This window comes from Halomonas sp. Y3 (genome assembly GCF_024137965.1).
Taxonomy (GTDB): Bacteria; Pseudomonadota; Gammaproteobacteria; order Pseudomonadales; family Halomonadaceae; genus Halomonas; species Halomonas mongoliensis.
Window position 1 is genome coordinate 1,855,341 of record NZ_CP099975.1, and the last position, 20,071, is coordinate 1,875,411.

Below are 20,071 nucleotides of genomic sequence, written 5' to 3' on the forward strand. Positions count from 1 at the left end.
ATGTGCTGCTTTTCGATGCACCGTCCTACTGGGCGCACCTACATATTGGGGTAGTTGGGCCCGCCGCCGCCCTCCGGCGCCACCCAGGTGATGTTCTGGGCCGGGTCCTTGATGTCGCAGGTCTTGCAGTGCACGCAGTTCTGGAAGTTGATCTGGAACTGCGGCTTGCCGTCGTCCCCCTCGACCACCTCGTAGACCCCCGCCGGGCAGTAGCGCTGGGCGGGCTCGGCGTACTCGGGCAGGTTGTCGCGGATCGGCAGCGCCGGGTCGGCGAGCCTCAGGTGGCAGGGCTGATCCTCCTCGTGGTTGGTGTTCGACAGGAACACCGAGGAGAGCTTGTCGAAGGAGAGCTTGCCGTCGGGCTTGGGGTAGTCGATCTTCTCGAACTCGGCGGCCGGCTTGAGCGCCGCGTGATCCGGCGTGGTGTCGTGGACGTTGGGCAACTTGCCGCCGAGCAGCTGGTTGACGAAGTTGTAGGCGCCGCCGCCCACGGTGCCGTACTTGTGGATCGCCGGACCGAAGCTCGCGCTCTCCTTGAGCTCGGCCCAGGCCCAGCTCGCCTCCCACTTCTCGGTGAAGGCGGTCAGCTCGGCGCCCCCCTCGTCACCCCCCTTGATGGCTTCGAACACCGCCTCGGCGGCCACCAGGCCCGACTTCATGGCGGTGTGCAGGCCCTTGATCTTGGCGAAGTTCAGGGTGCCGGCGTCGCAGCCAATCAAGAGGCCACCCGGGAAGGTCATCTTGGGCAGGCAGTTGAGGCCGCCCTTGGTGATGGCCCGGGCGCCGTAGGCGATGCGCTTGCCGCCCGCGAGGTGCTTGGCCAGCACCGGGTGGTGCTTCATGCGCTGGAACTCGTCGAAGGGCGACAGCCAGGGGTTCCGGTAGGAGAGGTCCATGATCAGGCCGACCACCACCTGCTGGTTGTCGGCGTGGTAGAGGAACCAGCCGCCGTGGGTGTTCTTGTCCAGCGGCCAGCCGGAGCCGTGCAGCACCAGGCCGGGCTCATGCTGCTCGGCGGGGATGTCCCACAGCTCCTTCAAGCCGATGCCGTAGTGCTGGGGGTCCTTGCCGGCCGCCAGGTCATACTCCTGGATCAGGCGCTTGCCGATATGGCCGCGGGCGCCCTCGGCGAAGAGGGTGTACCTGGCGCGCAGCTCCATGCCCGGCATGTAGCTGTCCTTGGGCTCGCCGTCGGCGCCCACGCCCATGTCGCCGATCAGGATGCCCTTGACCACCCCCTCCTCGACGATCGCCTCCTGGGCGGCGAAGCCCGGGAAGATCTCCACGCCCAGGCCCTCGGCCTGCTCGGCCAGCCAGCGGCACAGGTTGCCGGCGCTGATCACATAGCGGGGCATGTCGCCGCCGGTGTTATGCATGCTCTTCGGCACCAGGGCGTTGGGCAGCTTCTGGGCCTTCTCGGCGTCCTTGAGCAGGTACACCTCGTCGCGGCTGGCCGGGGTGGTCAGCGGGGCGCCGCGCTCCTCCCAGTCGGGGAAGAGCTCGGCCAGGGCGCGGGGCTCGAAGACGGCGCCGGAGAGGATATGGGCGCCCACCTCGGAGCCCTTCTCCACCACGCATACCGAAAGCTCCTGCTCGGCCTCATTGGCCTGCTGCATCAGCCGGCACGCGGCGGCCAGGCCCGAGGGGCCTGCGCCGACGATGACCACATCGAAGTCCATCGAATCGCGTTCGCTTGTTGCCACGTCGTTCTCCTTTGTTGCAATCAGAGGTCAGGCCGCGTCGACAAGGTGGTCGCTGACATGGTTGAGGTGGTGATCGACGTCACCCAGGTAGTGATCGAACATCACCAGGTGCTTGGCGTAGTGCGATACGTAGCACTCTTCGCTCATGCCCATGCCACCATGCAACTGGATGGATTGCTCGGCGACGAAGCGGGCGGCCTCGCCGCAGTAGGCCTTGGCTGCGGCGAGGCGATAGTCGCGCTCGGCATCGGGAAGGGCCAGGCTGGTGGCGGCGAGAATCGCCATGGAACGGGCTTGCTCAAGGTGCAGATGCATGTCAACCATGCGGTGCTGCAGGCTCTGGAACGCCGACAGGGGGGTGCCGAACTGCTGGCGCTCCTTGAGGTAGTCGAGGGTCTGCTCGCAGGCGACCTCCATGGCACCGACCGCCTCGGCACACAGCGCCGCGCGTCCGAGCGCCAGGGTGGCATCGAGGGCCTGGGCGGCGTCGAGGCCGAGACAGCTGTCGTCGCTCAACGAGACGGCGTCCAGGGTCAGGTCGCTGGCCGACTGGTCGTCGATGGTGCGGTAGTCGCGACGCCACAGGCCGGCGGCATCGGTGGGTACCACGAACAGGCCCAGGCGCCCGTCATCGAGACGGGCGGTGACGAGCAGGGCAGCGGCCGAGGCGGCATTGAGCACCAGCTGCTTGTTGCCATCGAGGCGCCAACCATCACCCTCCCGGCGTGCCGCGGTGGCGATGTCATGGGCATCGTAGCGGGCGTCGTTCTCCTGCCAGGCCAGTGCCAGCTGATGGTCGCCCTCCAGCAGCGGGGTCAGCCAGCGCGCCTGCTGCCCGGCATCGCCGAGCCGGGCCAGCAGATCACCGGGTAGCACCAGGCCGGCCAGGTAGGCGTCGGGCACCAGGCCGCGTCCCAGGGCCTGCATGATGAGCATCAGGTCGGTGCCGTCACCGCCGAGGCCGCCGACCTCCTCGGCGAAGGGCATGTGCAGCAACCCCAGTTCGGCGAAGGTCTGCCACAGCGCCGAAGGTTCATCGGCAGGTGCCTCGAGCATGGCGCGGCGCTGCTCGGGGGCGACCCGGTCGGCAATCAGGCGGTCGAGGGTATCGGCGAGCATGCGCTGCTCGTCGGTCAGGGAAAAGTCCATGGGCGGCTCCTTGGATGCCGAGGGTCGGCGACTCACATGCCGAGAATTGTCTTGGCGACGATGCTCTTCTGGATCTCGTTGGCACCGCCATAGATCGAGAGCTTGCGGCGGTTGAAGTACTGGGCGGCGCCCGCGGCGCTCTCGGCCAGGCTCGGGTCGTCGAGCTCGCCGTCGCCGTGGAGGAAGTCGGGAAAGAAGGGCAGCGCGGCCGGCCCCAGGGCGCGGCGGGTCAGTTCACTGAGCTCCTGGCGAAGTTCCGAGCCGCGGACCTTGAGCAGCGAACTCTCCGCTCCCGGCACGCTGCCATCCTGAGCCGCGGCGATGACCCGCAGGTTGGTGACCTCCAGGGCCATCAGCTCGAGCTCGGCCTTTACCACCCTCTGGCGGAAACTCGCCAGCTCGAGAAGAGGCCGCCCGCGATGCTGAATCCGGGTGGCCAGTGACTTGAGATGGGTCAGTGCCTGCTTGGCGTGGCCGAGCCCGGCAATGCCGGTGCGTTCGTGAGTCAGCAGGAACTTGGCGCAGGTCCAGCCCTGTCCCTCCTCGCCGATGCGGTTGGCCACCGGCACGCGGACCTCGTCGAGGAAGACCTCGTTGACCTCGTGGGCGCCATCCAGGGTGATGATCGGGCGTATCGTGATGCCCGGACTTGCCATGTCGATCAGCAGAAAGCTGATGCCGGCCTGCTTCCTGGCGTCCGGGTCGGTACGCACGAGGCAGAACATCATGTTGGCGTGCTGCCCAAGGGTGGTCCATGTCTTCTGCCCGGTGACGACATAGTGGTCACCGTCGCGCACGGCGCGGGTCTTGAGGCTGGCCAGGTCGGAGCCGGCCCCGGGCTCGGAGTAGCCCTGGCACCACCAGTCCCGGTTGGCGAGGATGCGCGGCAGGTAGTGGCGCTGCTGCGCTTCGCTGCCGAATTTCATGATCACAGGAGCGACCATGTTGACACCGAATGGCACCACGGTCGGCGCATGGGCGGCGGCACACTCCTCGTCGAAGATGTGCCGTTGCACCGGGCCCCAGCCGGGCCCCCCGTGTGCCTCGGGCCAGTTGGCGGCCAGCCAGCCGCGCTCACTGAGAATATTCTGCCAGCGCACGTGGTCATCGGCGGAGAGCCGACGGCCGAGCCGCACGCGTTCGCGGATGTCGTCGGGGAGTGACGTGGCGAGAAAGTCGCGTACGTCCTGGCGGAACGCCTGTTCCTCGGCACTGTAGGTCAGGTTCATGGGGTTGTCTCCGAGGTGGCGGATGCTGAGAGAGTGGCCTGGCGGTGGGGGCCACCGAGGTGACGCGGGTAGCCCAGGACCTCGATGGCCAGCAGGTCGATATCGCTGGTGCGATAGCAGAACCCCTGCTCGGCGAGGCGCAGGCTGGTCGCCTCCATGGCGGCGCACCGGTCATCCGGCGCGTCGTTCGCCGCCCGAAGCAGCGCGGCGAGCAGGCTGTCGCGACGGCTCACCACGACGACCTGGCGCAGTGCCTTGAGGGCGGAGGCCGCGGCCTGCTGCTGATCGGCACTGGCCCGAGTGGCGACCAGTTCCACCAGAGTGCCCTGTTTCGGCGTGACCAAAACCAAGTCTGCGTCCATCTCTTCCAGCCGGCCGATGCCCTCCGCCGGCTGCAGGATGATGGACAGGCACCCCGCCGGACAACGGAGAGCCGCATCGTCGGGGGCGATGAGACAGGCCTGTGTCGACTCGTCTGGCCGACTGGTCAACTCGATGCCGGTGCGCCCGGCATTGCCCTTGAGGCGCTCGAAGAGCGGGTGCTCGCCGAGCAGGGCGATGCGGCTCAGCATCTGGGGGGCACCGGTGTCTGGCACCCTGTGCGGGGCACGGGCGGCGAAGAAGGCATGGATCAATCCGGCCCGCTGGGGGGAGTCCATGCAGGCGAGGAACAGCTCGCGCTCGCGGCGCAGCCCCTCGGCCAGGCTGGTGTCGGTGCTGGCCGCGACCGCCTCGAGGCAACGAAATGGCGAGAACAGCTCGGGCACATCGGTCTCGAGCCGAGCCCGATGGCGAGCGATGGCTCCGGGGTCGGCGGCGGGCGCGGGTAGCTCGCCGGTCCGGCGGGCGGTGCGCTGGCCTTCCAGGATGGCGCGAGCGGCGCCGAGGCCGGCTTCGAGCGGCCCAGCGGTCGCCTCAATGGCATCGATGATGCCCAGCGCCAAGGCCTCCTCGGCGGGCACGAAACGTCCGCTGGTGATCAGTTCCAGGGCGCACTCCACACCAACCAGGCGGGGCAGCCGCTGGGTGCCACCGGCACCGGGCAGCAGGCCGAGGGTGACCTCGGGCAGGCCGACCCGGGTCCCCGGCAGGGCGACACGGTAGTGGCAGCCCAGTGCCACCTCGAGGCCGCCGCCCAGGGCGGTGCCGTGCAGTACCGCCACCAGGGGCTTGGTGCTGGCCTCGAGGCGCGATATGACCTCGGGCAGCAACGGAGCCTGTGGTGGCTGGCCGAACTCGCGGATATCGGCACCGGCGATGAAGGTGCGCCCATCGGCCATCAGCATCAGCGCCTGAGCGCTGTCATCGGCCAGGCCCCGGTCGAGGGCGTCGAGCAGACCGATACGCACGCCATGGCCGAGGGCGTTGACGGGCGGGTTAGCGATGGTGATGACGCCGACTGTGCCATGTCGCTGGTAGTGAACACTCATAGTGGCTCCGGGTTTCGCTTAGTAAAATATATGCTTGTTTTTTCGGAATTCGCTGATCATGGCGAAGGATGCCGGGGGAGTCAATAAATCAAAATATAGTTTTGCATTGCGAAACGAGGGTGGCTGGGCAAAAGGCCAAAGGCCGCTCACCGGCGGCCTTGGGGTAGAGATGCTAAGTAACGTTAAGAAAGGCTAGAATACGGGATTTAACCCCGCTTGCTGCAAGGCGGCTCGCCGGGTTTCCATCCAGCCGTCGATAAACGCCGTTTCCTCTTCCGGCGCATCGGTTTGATAAGCGTTCCAAGTGTCCATCAGCAGTTGTTGCCGCTCGACCAGGGCGTTTTGGTGCGCCTCCATGTCTTCGGTCCATATACCGCTTTCCTTGTAGTACGCCACCACGGCATCGTGGAAAGGCACTACCCAGTTCATATTCTGATTTTCAAGCGCGTAGCCGCTGGCTCCTGGGGCGTTGTCTTTATAGTCGTCGAACGACTCCACCAGGGTGGTGATCAAGCCGGTGACCGTTTCCGGAGCCAAGTCGGCATTGCTCACCATGATCGGGTAGGGGTAGCTGGCAGTGGGCAGCGGCTCCGCGGCGTCAATGCCAGCCCCCGAGGTGACATCGTGGGGCTGGAAGTAGGGCGCCACGTCCAGCATTCGCGCCCAGCCGGCCTCATCATCGGCAGGAAGCTCCGACCACTGCAAGCCGCGCGGGCTGGCGGCCAACCGTTGGGCGGCGGGCGTCACCGTGGTGGTGATCGCAGCATCGGCGCGACCGCTGATGATGCCGTCGAAGGCAGCGTTGTAACCGGGGAAATCGACGCGCTCGACGTCGTCCCACGTCAATCCGGCGAACGCAAGGTAGGCTTCGGCGGCTTTATTCAGCGCGTCATCGCCACGCAGGTAGGCCAGCCGCTTACCCTTGAGGTCGTCGATGGACGCCATCTCGACGTCGCCTGCCACCGCCATGCCTAACCCAAAGCTGGCCATCGAAGTTGAAATCACGCGAATGGGCTGCGGGCCCCAGTCGGGCCCGGCGAACATCATGACACCTTCGGAACCGTAGTAGCTGGCTATGCCGCAGGCGCACAGATCCACACGGCCCGTTTTTAGCGGTGTCATGCGCATGGTGTCGTTTTCACCAGGAATGACGCGGGACTGCGTGCCGTGCTGCCTCTGCAGCAGCTGGCTAATCGCCATGATCTGTGCATGGCCGCTGGTGCCGGTGCCGTAGGCGGTCCAGTTGAGCGTGCTGGGCATGGCGCTGACGTTGCTCGTGATGAGAACACCCGCAGCGACGCTGAGGACAAAGGAGAAGGTTGTTCTTGTGCTCATAAGTATCCTCGATAGTTGAGTTAAAGGTGCGTGGTCAGCGAACGCTGATGGTGGCGCTGGCTGAGGCGAGCACGCGCGATGCCGGGCAGCAGGGCGGCCAACGAGATGCCGAGCAGTTCGACGTGGGTCAGCGGCACCATGCCGCCACCGGGCAAGGCCAGGGTGAGTCCCGAGACCATTACCAGGGCTCGGATTACCGTTTCTTGGATGGCGCCATGGCCCAGTCGACCGACCCCGATCAGGTAGCCCTGCATGGCCGAGGCGAACAGCACGATGCCCGCCAGTGCCTGGACGAACACCAGCACGATCTGCAGTGGTTCGCCCTGCATGATCAGCGCCGGGTTGAGGACGAACAGGAAGGGAATGAAGTAGATCACGCTGCCCAGCCGCATGGCCTGCAGGCCGGTCGACATCGGTCGGGCTCCGGCGACGGTGGCGGCGGCGAAGGCGCCCAGCGCCACCGGCGGCGTGATGAAACTGAGCATGCCCCAGTAGAGTATGAACAGATGCACCGCCATCGGGTCGAGGCCGCCACCTTGGATCAGGGCTGGCGCCAGGGCTACCGCCAGGAAGATGTAGGCGGCCGTAACGGTCATGCCGATACCCAGTACAAAGCTGGTCAGGGCACCCATGATCAGCAGCAACGGAATGCTGCCACCGGCGAGATGGATGAAGTCGTTGGCGATGGTGCCTGATAGCCCCGTCATGGAGAGCGCGCCCACCAGCATGCCGACCCCGGCCAGGATGGCGATCAGCTCGGCGAACAGCTTGGCCGAACTGGATAGCGCATCACCGAGATCCTGCAATCCCCAGCGGTTGTGCTTAGAGAGTTGGTTGAGGACAAGCAAGAGAGCGGTGGCGTAGAAGGGGGCCACGGCCTCGCGCTGCATCACCAGCAGCATCCAGACCAGCAGCGCGAAGACAAAGATGAAGTACCAGCCTTCTTTCAGCGTCTGCCAGAGCGACGGCAATTCGACAGGGGGCAGTCCCTTGATGTCGTTGCGTGCGGCGTAGGCATCGATCTGGATGAACAGGCCCAGGAAATAGAGGATCGACGGGATGATGGCGGCCAGCACAACGGCGGAATAGGGCACGTCCAGAAACATCGCCATGACGAAGGCGGTGGCGCCCATCACCGGTGGCATCAGTACCCCACCGGTGGAGGCGCAGGCCTCGACCCCGCCGGCGAAGGAGCGGCTCATGCCGATGCGTCGCATGGCGGGAATCGACAGCACGCCAGTGGTCAGCACGTTGCTGATCACGCTGCCGCTCATCGAGCCCATCAGGCCGCTTGAGAAGATCGATACCTTGGCCGGGCCGCCCCGCACATGGCCGAGCAGGGCGAAGGCCAGATTGATGAAGAACTTGCCACCGCCGCTCTTCTGCAACACCACCCCGAACACCAGGAAGCCGATCACCAGGCCGGCGAAGGCCTGCAGCGGAATGCCCATGATGCTCTCGGTGCTCATCGTATGGTACATGGCGGTTTCCGAGAGCGATGAGGGAAAGGCCTGAATGGGGCCCGGCATCATGTCGGCTACCAGGGGGTAAAGGGAAAAGAGGGTGACGATCACGGCGATGGGCCAGCCGCCGGCGCGGCGCGCCGCCTCGATGATCAGCAGCCACCAGGCATAGCTGACCCATAGAGCGGTATCCGGAGCCGCGAAGGCCCAGCCCCGCTCCAGGATGGAGTCGGCGTTGATCACGAAGTAGCCGCTGACCACCAGCGTCACCGCGCTGAGCAGGTAGTCGTACCAGGGAATAGGGCGATACTGGCCCGCCGGCGTCAGCGGCCAGAGCAGGTAGATCAGCGGCAGCAGAAGGGCCACCACCGCATAGTAGAACTGGGTCTCCAGTCCGGTGATGAAGGTCAAGTGGCCGAGATTGAAGAGGTAGTCCAGGGTCATCAGCAGCAGGGCCACCGTCACGGCGCCGGGAATCCAGCGCAGTGGCAGAGGTAGGGTCCGCATCTGGCGGATCTTCTCCTTGGCCTGCTGGGTGCCGTTGTGGTCAGCAGTGTGGGTCATGGTAGCGTCCAGGAAGCTGGGGGCGGCCCGAGCCGCCCGGGGGGTGTCACTCGAAGACGGGGTCGAAACCGGCGTTGGTCAGCGCCGCCGCCCGAGCGGACATCCACGCCTCACGGAAAGCGTCCTCGTCGCTGGGGGCGTCCTCAAGGAAGGCACTCCATGCATTCAGCAGCACTTGCTGGCGCTCCACCAGAGCCTCCTGGTGCGCCTGCATTTCATCCGTCCAGACGCCGATCTCCTCGTAGTAATCCACGACGGCATCGTGGAAGGGGATCACCCACTGCAGATCCTGATACTCCAGGGCGTAGCCGACGGCGCCGGGAGCGTTGTCCTTGTAGTCGTCATAGTTATCCTGCAGGGCGCGGATCAGACCATAGGCAATGTCATCGTCGAGATCGGCGTTGCCCACCACGATGGGGTAGGGGTAGCTGGCGCTGTCGACGGGGTTGTCGGCACTGATGCCGCCGGCACCGGAAGTGACGACATGGGGGCGGAAATAGGGGGCTACCGTCTGCATGCGCTCCCACGCCTCCTTGTCGTCTGGATCGAGCACCGGCCAGCTGATGCCGCGGGGGCTGCTGGCGAGCTGCTGGGCGGGAGGGGTGACGGTGGTGGTGAAGGAGGCGTCGACGTTGCCGGCGATGATGCCGTCAAAGGAGCGGCCGTAGCCGGGATAGTCGATGCGTTCAACGTCATCCCAGGTCAGGCCGCCGAAGGCCAGATAGGCCTCGGTGCCTATGTTGAGGGCGTCGTCCCCGCGGATGTAGGCGACCCGCTTGCCGCGCAGGTCCGCCGGGGTTTCAACCTCCAGGTCACCGGCTACCGCAAGAGAGAGGCCGAAGGTGGCGGTAGACGTGGTTAACAGGCGAATGGGCTGAGGGCCCCAGTCGGGATGGGCGAACATCATCACTCCCTCGACGCCATAGTAGCTGGCAATGCCGCAGGCGCAGAGATCGACTCGTCCCTGCTTCAGCGGCGTCATGCGCGAGACGTCGTTGTCTCCGGGCAGCACCCTGACCGAGGTACCGTAGTTGGACTGCAGCATGTTTCCGATAGCCACGGCCTGGGCATAACCGCTGGAGTTGGTGCCGTAGGCGGTCCACGCCATGGTTCGTGGGAGATTGACCTCGTTGGCTATCGCGATGCTGCTGCCCAGCAAGGCGAAAGGAAGGCTGGCGAGGGCGAATCGGCGAGTGAGTGGACGCATAACGAGCTCCTGGAAGTATCGATATTGTTCTGCTGTGCGGTATTGTGTTTCGAATGCGCTATCGATACTAGGGAAGGGGCAACGGCGGTGTCAACGTCATCCCGGGAGATGCTGATCCCGCCGTGGGCGGGGGGGAAGGGGAAAGAGGCATGGGCTGGGCATTTGCAGAGCGGAAGTGGTGTGCGCTGCCAGACCAATGTCTAAGGCAGGAGGCGATGTCGGCGAGTCAGCTGCGCGGGTTAGAGGATGCCCCCAGCGCCTGCCAGGCGGCGTAGGTGCTGAGAAAGACCCGCCCGGTGATATCGTCCAGGAAGTCGCTGCACTTGAGGCGGTCCATCACCGGCCCCTTGACCTCGGCGAGGTGCAGGGTGACGTCGGACTCCTTGAGCCGGGCATTGATGCTATCGAGGCTCTCCAGCGCCGAGGCGTCGATCAGGTTCACCGCGGAGCAGATCAGCACCACGTGCTCGAGTTCGGGGCGGCGTACCACCAGGGCGTGGACGGTATCCTCCAGGTAGCGGGCGTTGGCGAAGTACAGGCTCTCGTCGATGCGCAGGAAGGCGACGTGGCTCAGGGTCTCCACCTCGTGGCGGGTCACGCTGCGAAAGTGCTCGCTGCCGGGAATCAGCCCCACGATGGCGCTGTGGGGCCGGCTGGTGCGGTAGAGGAAGAGCGCCACCGAGAGCAGTACCCCACTGATGATGCCGGCCTCGGCCCCCTCCGCCAGGGTGAGCAGGATGGTCACGGCCATGGCCGAGAAGTCGGCCCGGGAGTAGCGCCAGGTCTGGCGGATCATGGGGAGATCCACCAGGGCCAGGGCGGCCACGGTGATGGTGGCGGCCAGGGTGGCGATGGGCAGGTGGTAGAGCAGTGGGGTGAAGGCCAGCGTCACCAGGCCGATGCCGAGCGCCGTGAAGAGCCCGGCCATGGGGGTCTGGGCGCCGGCCTCGTCGCTGACCACGGTGCGCGACAGCCCGCCGGTCACCGGCATGCCGGCGGTGAAGGCGGCGGCCAGGTTGGCGCCGCCCAGGCCCACCAGCTCCTGGTTGGGGGAGATGCGCTGGCGCCGCCGCGCCGCCAGCATCTGGGCCATGGAGATCGACTCCACGAAGCCCACCACGCTGATCAGGAGCGCCGGAATCAGCAGCGCATACCAGAGCGAACCGTCGAAGCCCGGCAGGGTCAGCGGCGGCAGCCCGCCCGGCACCGAGCCGATCACCGCCACGCCGCGCTCGGCGAGCCCCAGGTGCCAGCTGAGCCCGGTGGTGACCGCCACGGCCAGCACCGGGGCGGCCCGGGCCAGCAGGGCGGCGCTGGCGTCGGCCAGCCCCAGGCGCCGGAGCAGCCCCCTGGCGTGGCGGCGGCTGGCGAGCAGAAAGCCCAGGGTGCCGACCCCGAGCGCCAGGGTAGGCCAGTGCACCTGCCCCAGCTGGCCGACCAGGTTGGCCACCAGGGTGGTGGCGGTGTAGCCGCTCGCCTCGAGGCCCAGCAGGTGCCCGATCTGGCTGGCGGCGATCAGCAGCCCCGAGGCGGAGAGAAAGCCGGCGATCACCGGGTGGCTCAGGAAGTTGGTGAAGAAGCCCAGGCGCAGCAGGCCCATGGCGGCGAGCATCAGGCCGGAGAGCAGCGAGAGCACGAGGGCCGCCTGGAGGTACTCCGGCGTGCCGGGAGTGGCCACCCCGGAGAGGGCGGCGCCGGTCATCAGGGCGATGATCGCCACAGGCCCCACCGCCAGGGTGCGGCTGGTGCCCAGCAGGGCATAGAGCACCGCCGGCAGGATGCTGGCGTAGAGCCCCACCACGGCGGGCAGGCCGGCGAGCAGCGCATAGGCCAGGGACTGGGGAATCACCATCACGGTGACGATGATTCCGGCCAGCAGGTCGGCGCCGAGCAGGCGGCGGTGGTAGTGGGGCAGCCAGGCCAGGATCGGCAGGTAGCGCTTGAGCATCCGTTCTTCTTTCGCCGTGGGAATATCCCTAGAGACTAAACGATATTAGTGGTGGCGTTCAGAGTTGGTTAGCATCTGGTGAAATACGCCTCTCTCTCACAACAACCCGCAAGGACACGCCATGAAACGCGAAACCCTCGCCCTCCACCACGGCTATGCGCCCGACGACCAGCATTCGGTGGCGGTGCCGATCCACCAGACCACCTCCTTCTCCTTCGACAGCGCCCAGCATGCCGCCGACCTCTTCGACCTCAAGGTCGAGGGCAACATCTATTCGCGGATCATGAACCCCACCTGCGCGGTGCTGGAGCAGCGGGTGGCGGCGCTGGAGGGGGGCATCGCCGGGCTCGCCGTGGCCTCCGGCATGGCGGCCATCACCTACGCCATCCAGACCATCGCCGAGGCCGGCGACAACATCGTCTCCATCAGCGAACTCTACGGCGGCACCTACAACCTCTTCGCCCACACCCTGCCGCGCCAGGGCATCGAAGTGCGCTTCGCCGACAAGGACGACCTGGCCGGCCTCGAGGGGCTGATCGATGCCCGCACCAAGGCGGTCTTCTGCGAGAGCGTCGGCAATCCCTCCGGCGGCGTGGTGGACATGGAGGCGCTGTGCGAACTGGCCCACCGCCACGGCGTGCCGGTGATCGTCGACAACACCGTGCCCACCCCCTTCCTGTGGCGCCCCATCGAGCACGGCGCCGATATCGTCGTCCACTCCGCCACCAAGTACATCGGCGGCCACGGCACCACCGTGGGCGGGGTGATCGTCGACTCCGGCAAGTTCCCCTGGGCGGAGCACGCCGAGCGCTTCCCGCTGCTCAACCAGCCGGACGTCTCCTACCACGGGGTCTGCTATACGCGGGATCTCGGCGCGGCGGCCTTTATCGGCCGGGCCCGGGTGGTGCCGCTGCGCAACATGGGGGCGGCGCTCTCCGCCCAGGCGGCCTGGCAGCTGCTGCAGGGCCTCGAGACCCTGGCGCTGCGCATCGAGCGCATCTGCGACAACGCCCAGCGGGTCGCCGAGTATCTGCAGGGGCACGACGCCGTGACCTGGGTGCAGTACGCCGGCCTCGAGAGCCACAAGGACCACGCCCTGGCCCAGAAGTACATGGGGGGCCACGCTTCCGGGATTCTCAGCTTCGGCATCAAGGGCGGCCGCGAGGCCGGCGCGCGCTTCTACGACGCCCTCGGCATGATCCTGCGCCTGGTCAATATCGGCGACGCCAAGAGCTGCTCCTCGATTCCCGCCGCCACCACCCACCGCCAGCTCAACGACGAGGAGCTCGCCCGGGCCGGGGTCACCGCCGATATGGTGCGCCTCTCCATCGGCATCGAGCATATCGACGACATCCTCGCCGATCTCGACCAGGCCCTGGCCGCTAGCCAGCGCTGATCTGACGGGTAGGAGCTGAGCTCCGCTCGGCGAAGGGAGCCCGCAGGGCTCCGGGGCGGTGCCTCCTAGGCCGCCGCCCTCACTCGCCCCTGCCAGGCGGACCAGGAGTAGAGCGCCAGGCCCGTCCAGATCAGCGCGAAGGTGCCAAGCTCCACCGCGGAGAGCGGCTCGCCGAATACCGCGAGGGCGATCAGGAACTGGATGCTGGGGTTGATGTACATCAGAAAGCCCAGGGTCGCCAGGCGCAGCCGCCGGGCGGCCCCGGCGAAGGCGAGCAGGGGCAGGGCGGTGATCACGCCGCTGGCGATCAGCAGCAGGGTGGTGCGGCTATCGCCCAGGAAGTGGGAGAGGTCGACCTGCACCAGCCAGCCGAGCGCCAGAAGCCCCAGGGGGAGCAGCAGCAGGGTCTCGACGAAGAGCCCCGAGAGGCCGTCCAGGGGCACCTGCTTGCGCAGCAGGCCATAGGTGCCGAAGGAGAAGGCCAGCGCCAGGCTGATCCAGGGCAGCTGGCCGAGCATCACCAGTTGGATCAGGATAGCGGCGGCGGCGAGCCCCACGGCCACCGCCTGCAGGCGGTGCATGGTCTCGCGCAGCACCAGCATCCCCAGCGCCACGTTGACCAGCGGCGTCATGAAGTAGCCGAGGCTCGCCTGCAGCACCTGGCGGGTCTCCACCGAGTAGATATAGAGCCCCCAGTTGAAGGCGATCAGCAGGGCGCAGCCCAGCACCCGGCCGAGCTCCCGGGGGTGGGCCAGCGCCTCGCGGATCGGCGCCCAGCGCCCCAGCAGGGTGACCAGCCCCGCCAAAAAGAGGCAGGACCAGAGGATCCGGTGGATCAGGATCTCGAAGGCCGGCACCCCCTCGAAGAGCGCGAAGAAGAGCGGGAAGCAGCCCCACATGACGTAGGCGGTCAGGCCGAAGGCGACGCCCTGGGCGGGGCGGCTCTCGGGGGAGGCGGCGGGGGCGGCAGAGGTGCGGGTCGACATGGCTAGGCTCGCAAGGCGGAAGAACCGAGTGGGCGAAGCGGGTAAACTAGCAGGCTATCGGTTTTGCCGCCATCCGCTCCTCGCGGATGACGCCCCGCCCGGCCTGGGATAGGCTGGGCCCGTGCGCCGACCACAGAAGAAGGGAGCCACCATGAGCGAGCTGAGAACCACCCTGGTGCAGTGCGACCTGCGCTGGGAAGACCCCGAGGCCAACTGCCGGATGCTGGAAGAGACCCTGGGCGAGCTCGGCCAGGCGGATACCGACCTGATCGTGCTGCCGGAGATGTTCGCCACCGGCTTCACCATGAACTCCCGGGAGATGGCCGAACCCATGGCGGAGAGCCGCACGGTGGCCTGGCTGCGCGACCAGGCCTGGCAGCGCGGCTGCGTGGTCACCGGCAGCGTGGCGGTCGTGGAGGGCGGCGACTACTTCAACCGCCTGGTGTGGGCGCGGCCGGACGGGTCGCTTGCCACCTACGACAAGCGCCACCTCTTCCGCATGGCCGGCGAGCACGAGCGCTACGCCATGGGCCACGAACGGGTGATCGTCGAGCTCAAGGGGTTCCGGATCCTGCTCAGCGTCTGCTACGACCTGCGTTTCCCGGTCTGGCTGCGCCAGCAGCCCGCGGCAGACGAGCACTTCGAGTACGACGCCCTGCTCTGCGTGGCCAACTGGCCGGCCCCGCGCCGCCACCCCTGGCGCATCCTGCTCCAGGCCCGGGCCATCGAGAACCTCTGCCCGGTGATCGGCGTGAATCGCGTCGGCGAGGACGCCAAGGGGCTGCCCTATGCCGGCGATTCCATGCTGATCGATGCCAAGGGGGAGGCGCTGATCGACGAGCCCGAGGGCAGCGTCTTCGTGAAGACGGGCACCCTCTCCCTTGACGAGCTCAGGGCCTTCCGCGAGAAGTTTCCCGCCTGGCGCGACGCCGACCACTTCACCCTTTCCGACGGAGTCGGCTTCTGATGCGCTTGGACCGTTTTCTCTCCGAGACCACCGAACTCACCCGCAGCCTGGCCAAGAAGGCGCTGCACCGCGGCGAAGTCCGGGTCGACGGGGAAGTGATCAAGAACCCAGCGACCCAGGTCGGCGAGGCCAACCGCGTCACCTGGCACGACGAGCCCCTGGCCCTGGTGGGGCTGCGCTATGTGATGCTGCACAAGCCCGCCGGGGTGGAGTGCACCGCCCGGCGCACCCTCTATCCGCGGGCCATCGACCTGATCGATCTGCCCAAGGTGGAGCGCCTGCAGCCGGTGGGGCGCCTGGACGTGGACACCACCGGCCTGGTGCTCTTGACCGATGACGGCCAGTGGTCCCACCGGGTCACCTCCCCGAAGCACCGCTGCGGCAAGGTCTACGGGGTCACCCTGGATGAGCCGCTGGCGGGGGAGGCCCTGGCGCGCGTTGTCGAGGCCTTCGCCGAGGGGGTGTTGCTCGACGGCGAGGAGAGCCCCACCCGCCCGGCGGAGCTCGCCATGCGCGAACCGAACGTCGCCGAACTCACCCTCTTTGAAGGCAAGTATCACCAGGTGAAGCGGATGTTCGCCGCCGTCGGCAACCACGTGGTCGCCCTGCACCGGGAGTCCATCGGCCCCCTGAGCCTCGGCGACCTGCCCGAAGGCGAATGGCGCGAACTCACCGCCGACGAGATCGCCGCGTTCTAATGAACGCCGATAAATCGGGCTCCTACGGGGGATGTAAATCTGGCTCCTGCGGGGGAAGGTGCCACCTGTAGGAGCGCAGATTCTGCGCGATGGGCGGCGTTGTTGCCAAGGCGCTGCCTGCCGCTGATCGCCGATAAATCGGGCTCCTACGGGGGGATGTAAATCGGGCTCCTACGGGGGAAGGTGCCACCTGTAGGAGCGCAGATTCTGCGCGATAGGCGGCGTTGTTGCCAAGGCGCCGCCTGCCGATGATCGCCGATAAATCGGGCTCCTACTCCTCGCCCCTCGCTCCTCAATTCCAGGTGCGGTGGTAGTCGTCCCAGTAGCGGCCCATCTCGCGCTCTTCGGTGAGGTCGAACAGTTCATAGCGACGGTTGAGCGCAGCGCCGCCGTCGCGGGTAAGCGGGCGCCAGTCGAGCTCGGCGCGGTCGCGGCTGGAGCGGGTGAATAGCGCGTCGAAAGGCATCGACAGATAAAGCCCCTTGTCGAAGCCGCCTTCGCCGAAGTCATCGCCGGCATCTGTCCAGGTGCCCCAGGCGCCAATACGCACGCCCGACGCAAACTCCCGGGAAAGGTCCAGGGTGCCGCCGAAGTCGCGTGCCAGGTAGCGGCCCAGGCTTACCTTGGCCAGGATATCTTCGATGCCGGTGTCGATGTATGCCGTAGCATGCCCGGTCCAGGTCTCGTAGTCGCGCAGGTCGAAGCGCTGCTCGAAATCACGCTGCCGGACCCAGTTCACATCCACGCCGAGTGCCAGCGGGCTGTTGAAGGGGCGGTAGAGCAGTTCGCCGCCCGCGCCTGCATACATCATCTCCAGCAGACCGCCATAGCCCATGGCATACCAGTTGTCGCCCAGGCGTGCCGTACGGGTGTACTGGAGGTTCTCGATACCCAGGCTGGACTCGGCCAGGTAGTCCCCGATAAAGGTACGTACCCTGGGTAGCTGGGAGTCGGCGATGTATTCGTAGTCGTCCAGGTTGTCCCATACCGTCCAGGCGAGCTCGCCCGAGAACCAGCCGTTGGCATCGGTGCGGTACTCGGCGTCGGCGACGGCCATCAGGCGAAACAGGTAGCCGTCTGGACCACCGAAGTTCTGATCAAGGCGGGGACCAACGCCCCAGTCGAATCCACTTGCCCGGCCGCGATAGAGAGTCTCGCCGTCGGGCACGTCGAGCCTGGCATGCGCATAGAGGCTGTGCAGGTGCGCCTCTTCAGCGCTTTCGCTGCGTGCCGCCGCGACGAAGCTGTCGCGGGGGTGCACGTCTTCGCGCAGCGGCATGCCGCGGCTGTACCAGGTATAGCGGAACTGGTCGACCCCTTCGTCGGCCTGGGCATGCAGAATGCGGCCCGCGCGTCCCTCGCTCTGGCCGAGGTGACGAAAGGTGGTGGGCTCTGCCTCGACCCGGAGGTGTGAGCCGTCCTGGCTGATGCGGGCAACGCGCATGCCGGCGTTACTCTCCAGCTCGCCGGCTACCGTGCTCCAGCTATCGCGGGGCGGCGCATCGATGGGCATTGGCGCCGGGTCGTTCTTGACCTGGCGCAGGCCGGCCAGGTCGATGTTGTAGCTGACGCCGGCCATGGCCGTGTTGCCGCGCTGCCAGCCCGTGCGCAGTTCGAAGTTGTCGGTGACGGCGAGTCGTGCCCCGAGGTTCACGCGGCTGTCGCGATCCTGGTCGTTGTTCTGGGGTTCATTGGCATAGTTGTTGCCCTCCAGTTCCGCCTGCAGGATCAGCCGATCCCAAGGCGTCTGCCACTCCACGCCGCCGAACAGCGCCATGGGGCCCCGGAACAGCGAGTCCAGCGCGAACTCGCCGCCCTGGCTGCCGCCGGAGCGCCGCGGGCGCTCATCCAGCTTGCTGTCGATCCAGCCGAAGGGCGAGCTGACATCGCTGTAGTTGCCCAGATAGCCCCAGCCGAGGCCCAGGGTCAGGTCGACATCGCCCAGACGCTTGCTGGCCGCCAGGTACTCGGCGCCAAACAGCGTCGTGCCGCCCACATCGCGAAAGCCCAGTGCCACCTGTGGCCAATAGCGTGTCTCTTCGAGTAGGCGCAGCTTCATGTCGAAGCCCTTGTCAAGGTTTGCCCGTCCGTCGCCGGCCGCAGTGAATTCGCGGTTTTCTACCTCTACGTAGCGAAAGCCCCCCTCGAACCAGGCGGTGGGCTGGAAGAAAACGTTATAGCGGCGGTAGGGCTGGGTGCGGCTCCAGCTCACGCTCATGGTGCCCTCCGGCGCCATGCGGGCGGTAGGCGTCTGCATGATGCCTACGCCGCCAAAGTCGCTCTGGCCCGCGCCGAGCTCACCGGCGAGGCCGTCCGCCATGGCCGGTGAAGCCGAGAGGACGGCCAGGGCTACCGGGGTCAGACCCTTAAGGCCGATCAGGTTCCGAAGTCGATTCTGGGGGCTGGCCCCAGACGGTGCGAACACAAGCTGCGTGGGTTTCATGCGTCCCTTTTCCTTTTGCTCTGGCGGGCTTTTTTTGATCAAGGTTTCCAAAGCGTGCACTGGTCTGCCGGTAGGCGGGTGGCGAGAAATTCCGGCAGCTCGCGATTCACCCAGCTCGCCTCTTCCACGGTGCCGGGAAAGGGCAGAGCCGTGCGCAGGCCCTGGGCCTCCGGCAGAGCGAGCATGATGCGGCTGCCCGGTGCAAGCGCGGCGGTTTCGCGGTTCCAGGTCGCCACGCCTCTCGATAGGCGCTTGCCTGTCGGGGTGATCACGACGGCCTGGTTGGCCGATGCCCAGGCGGCCTGGGGCAGCCTTTCGACGGCATCGCGCAGCGTCATGGCGGGCTGCCAGTCAACGCGGGTGATCCCACGGTGGTGCCATACCTCTACCCAGCTGGGTGGGGTGCACAGCCCGAAGTGTGCTACCTGGGAGAGAGGCAGATCGCGGCGCAGGTCGGCGGCGATCCAAGGCAGGTCGTGGCGCCCCGGCGTACGCAAGGTATCTTGGCCGGCCTGGGCCACCTGGGCACGCCACTCGGCAAGGCCCTGGCCTAGCTGGCCGGCACCTGCCAGGCGTGCGCTGGCTACCAGGGTATCCAGCTCCGCCACCAGGCGGCGCTGATGCTGTGGCAAGCGCTCTCGGGTCTCCTTTCGTGCCACGACCGCGTGGCTCCAGGCGACTGCCTCCTGCTGCTGGGCCAGGCCGCGCAGCCAGGCGTCGCTCAAGGCGCCGGGCGCATCCGCATGGGCGGCCCCCGGCAGCAGCATGGCAACGCCCATGGCGGCCAGGTACCGACGAATGTGTCGACGTATTACCACCATGCGCGGGCAACCTCCCAGCGAATGCGTGCCGCGCCTGGCCAGGGGGTCACCTCGGCGGCCCACAGGCGGCGCGTCTCGGGTGAGCGGTAGAAGTGCGACACGCTTTGCTCGCCTGTCTCCCAGCGCACCTGTTCGGTGCAGTGTTCAAGGCGGCGTTCACCCAGGGGGAGCGGATAGGGCTCGGCTGCGGCGCACCTCAACTGCGCCTTGCCGCGGTTGAGACGAACGTCGCCGTTGGCGCCCTGCGAATAGCTTTCGATGGCGTAATGCACGGGAGTGTCCTGCTGCCAAGGCGTTAACGTGGCAGCATCGGCAGCCCTTGGGTTGTCACCGTGCGCTGCCTGTGCCGGGCCGGAGGCGGGTTGTGTTGAATAGGAATGGTAGCTAAGGCTCAGCAGGTCGTCGGAGAAGCCTGCTGTGGCGTTCAGGCCATCCTGGTAGAGGGAGATGGCGCCCTGCTGGCCTGTAGGCCACAGTGTATGGCGGCCGCTCTCCGCACCTAGCACGATCAGGCCGCTGCGCTCTCGGGTATCGAGCAGCAGTGACGCATAGGGTAGCTCGGCGGCGCGCTCGGCGGGCGCCGGACCTGATGACAGACCCGGCACGACCCCCTGCAGGGAGCTGCCCAGAGGCGAGAGTTCGCCGCTGGCGCAACCCGACAACAACAGGGCAGCGGCAGCGGCGAACAAGCCGCGACGGCCACGAGTTCCTTTCGCGGAGATAACGCTCATG

15 protein-coding genes are annotated in these 20,071 nt (G+C 67.0%); 3 read left to right on the plus strand and 12 right to left on the minus strand.

The genetic code is table 11. The features are described 5' to 3' along the window. Positions 1 to 38 precede the first annotated feature (38 nt). From NHL60_RS08820 to NHL60_RS08855, 8 genes are all read right to left on the minus strand, one after another. Positions 39 to 1,703, minus strand: a complete 1,665-nt coding sequence (locus NHL60_RS08820; protein WP_253451513.1) for an electron transfer flavoprotein-ubiquinone oxidoreductase — start codon at positions 1,701 to 1,703, stop codon at positions 39 to 41. A gap of 27 nt (positions 1,704 to 1,730) precedes the next feature. Next, complete coding sequence (locus NHL60_RS08825; protein WP_253451514.1) at positions 1,731 to 2,852, minus strand: acyl-CoA dehydrogenase family protein; 1,122 nt, start codon at positions 2,850 to 2,852, stop codon at positions 1,731 to 1,733. Between the two features lie 32 nt (positions 2,853 to 2,884). Then, positions 2,885 to 4,081 (minus strand): acyl-CoA dehydrogenase family protein, encoded by a 1,197-nt coding sequence (locus NHL60_RS08830; RefSeq protein WP_253451517.1) that lies wholly within the window; start codon positions 4,079 to 4,081, stop codon positions 2,885 to 2,887. Next, positions 4,078 to 5,511 (minus strand): enoyl-CoA hydratase/isomerase family protein, encoded by a 1,434-nt coding sequence (locus NHL60_RS08835; protein WP_253451518.1) that lies wholly within the window; start codon positions 5,509 to 5,511, stop codon positions 4,078 to 4,080. The genes NHL60_RS08830 and NHL60_RS08835 overlap by 4 nt, the downstream gene beginning before the upstream one ends. A 192-nt stretch (positions 5,512 to 5,703) precedes the next feature. Next, positions 5,704 to 6,846, minus strand: a complete 1,143-nt coding sequence (locus NHL60_RS08840; RefSeq protein WP_253451519.1) for a TAXI family TRAP transporter solute-binding subunit — start codon at positions 6,844 to 6,846, stop codon at positions 5,704 to 5,706. A 20-nt stretch (positions 6,847 to 6,866) separates the two neighbouring features. After that, entirely contained in the window at positions 6,867 to 8,873 is a 2,007-nt protein-coding gene (locus NHL60_RS08845; protein WP_253451521.1) for a TRAP transporter fused permease subunit, read from the minus strand. Positions 8,874 to 8,919: 46 nt separating this feature from the next. Then, positions 8,920 to 10,080: a TAXI family TRAP transporter solute-binding subunit gene (locus NHL60_RS08850; protein ID WP_253451523.1), complete on the minus strand. Its 1,161-nt coding sequence runs from the start codon at positions 10,078 to 10,080 to the stop codon at positions 8,920 to 8,922. 226 nt (positions 10,081 to 10,306) lie between these two features. Further along, entirely contained in the window at positions 10,307 to 12,028 is a 1,722-nt protein-coding gene (locus NHL60_RS08855) for a SulP family inorganic anion transporter (protein ID WP_253451525.1), read from the minus strand. Positions 12,029 to 12,149: 121 nt separating this feature from the next. Between NHL60_RS08855 and NHL60_RS08860 the strand changes: the two genes are divergently transcribed. Then, positions 12,150 to 13,424, plus strand: coding sequence for an O-acetylhomoserine aminocarboxypropyltransferase/cysteine synthase family protein (locus NHL60_RS08860; RefSeq protein ID WP_253451529.1), 1,275 nt, complete (start codon positions 12,150 to 12,152; stop codon positions 13,422 to 13,424). Between the two features lie 65 nt (positions 13,425 to 13,489). Here NHL60_RS08860 and rarD read toward each other — a convergent pair whose 3' ends face one another. Continuing rightward, a complete protein-coding gene (rarD, locus tag NHL60_RS08865) occupies positions 13,490 to 14,410 on the minus strand; it encodes an EamA family transporter RarD (protein WP_253451531.1) in 921 nt (306 codons plus the stop codon). Between the two features lie 151 nt (positions 14,411 to 14,561). Between rarD and NHL60_RS08870 the strand changes: the two genes are divergently transcribed. Together NHL60_RS08870 and NHL60_RS08875 are read left to right on the plus strand one after the other, a co-directional pair. After that, on the plus strand, positions 14,562 to 15,377 hold the full coding sequence (locus tag NHL60_RS08870; RefSeq protein ID WP_253451533.1) for an amidohydrolase: 816 nt from the start codon (positions 14,562 to 14,564) through the stop codon (positions 15,375 to 15,377). After that, positions 15,377 to 16,075, plus strand: coding sequence for a pseudouridine synthase (locus NHL60_RS08875; protein WP_253451535.1), 699 nt, complete (start codon positions 15,377 to 15,379; stop codon positions 16,073 to 16,075). Before NHL60_RS08870 ends, NHL60_RS08875 begins: the two co-directional genes overlap by 1 nt. A gap of 292 nt (positions 16,076 to 16,367) precedes the next feature. On the opposite strand, the gene NHL60_RS08880 is transcribed toward NHL60_RS08875, so the two are convergent. The 3 genes from NHL60_RS08880 to NHL60_RS08890 are packed head-to-tail and all read right to left on the minus strand — an operon-like array spanning position 16,368 to position 20,070. Continuing rightward, positions 16,368 to 18,518: a YjbH domain-containing protein gene (locus NHL60_RS08880; RefSeq protein WP_253451537.1), complete on the minus strand. Its 2,151-nt coding sequence runs from the start codon at positions 18,516 to 18,518 to the stop codon at positions 16,368 to 16,370. Between the two features lie 38 nt (positions 18,519 to 18,556). Continuing rightward, a complete protein-coding gene (locus tag NHL60_RS08885) occupies positions 18,557 to 19,339 on the minus strand; it encodes a capsule biosynthesis GfcC family protein (protein WP_253451539.1) in 783 nt (260 codons plus the stop codon). After that, the gene (locus NHL60_RS08890; RefSeq protein WP_253451541.1) at positions 19,330 to 20,070 is read right to left on the minus strand and encodes a hypothetical protein; all 741 of its coding nucleotides are present in this window, start codon (positions 20,068 to 20,070) and stop codon (positions 19,330 to 19,332) included. The genes NHL60_RS08885 and NHL60_RS08890 overlap by 10 nt, the downstream gene beginning before the upstream one ends. Position 20,071: the final 1 nt, after the last annotated feature.

Coding starts and splice junctions, on each gene's coding strand:
- NHL60_RS08825 (WP_253451514.1), bottom strand. CDS start 2,852: ATGGACTTTTCCCTGACCGACGAGCAGCGCATGCTCGCCGATACCCTC.
- NHL60_RS08830 (WP_253451517.1), bottom strand. CDS start 4,081: ATGAACCTGACCTACAGTGCCGAGGAACAGGCGTTCCGCCAGGACGTA.
- NHL60_RS08835 (WP_253451518.1), bottom strand. CDS start 5,511: ATGAGTGTTCACTACCAGCGACATGGCACAGTCGGCGTCATCACCATC.
- NHL60_RS08840 (WP_253451519.1), bottom strand. CDS start 6,846: ATGAGCACAAGAACAACCTTCTCCTTTGTCCTCAGCGTCGCTGCGGGT.
- NHL60_RS08845 (WP_253451521.1), bottom strand. CDS start 8,873: ATGACCCACACTGCTGACCACAACGGCACCCAGCAGGCCAAGGAGAAG.
- NHL60_RS08850 (WP_253451523.1), bottom strand. CDS start 10,080: ATGCGTCCACTCACTCGCCGATTCGCCCTCGCCAGCCTTCCTTTCGCC.
- NHL60_RS08855 (WP_253451525.1), bottom strand. CDS start 12,028: ATGCTCAAGCGCTACCTGCCGATCCTGGCCTGGCTGCCCCACTACCAC.
- NHL60_RS08860 (WP_253451529.1), top strand. CDS start 12,150: ATGAAACGCGAAACCCTCGCCCTCCACCACGGCTATGCGCCCGACGAC.
- rarD (WP_253451531.1), bottom strand. CDS start 14,410: ATGTCGACCCGCACCTCTGCCGCCCCCGCCGCCTCCCCCGAGAGCCGC.
- NHL60_RS08870 (WP_253451533.1), top strand. CDS start 14,562: ATGAGCGAGCTGAGAACCACCCTGGTGCAGTGCGACCTGCGCTGGGAA.
- NHL60_RS08875 (WP_253451535.1), top strand. CDS start 15,377: ATGCGCTTGGACCGTTTTCTCTCCGAGACCACCGAACTCACCCGCAGC.
- NHL60_RS08880 (WP_253451537.1), bottom strand. CDS start 18,518: ATGAAACCCACGCAGCTTGTGTTCGCACCGTCTGGGGCCAGCCCCCAG.
- NHL60_RS08885 (WP_253451539.1), bottom strand. CDS start 19,339: ATGGTGGTAATACGTCGACACATTCGTCGGTACCTGGCCGCCATGGGC.
- NHL60_RS08890 (WP_253451541.1), bottom strand. CDS start 20,070: ATGAGCGTTATCTCCGCGAAAGGAACTCGTGGCCGTCGCGGCTTGTTC.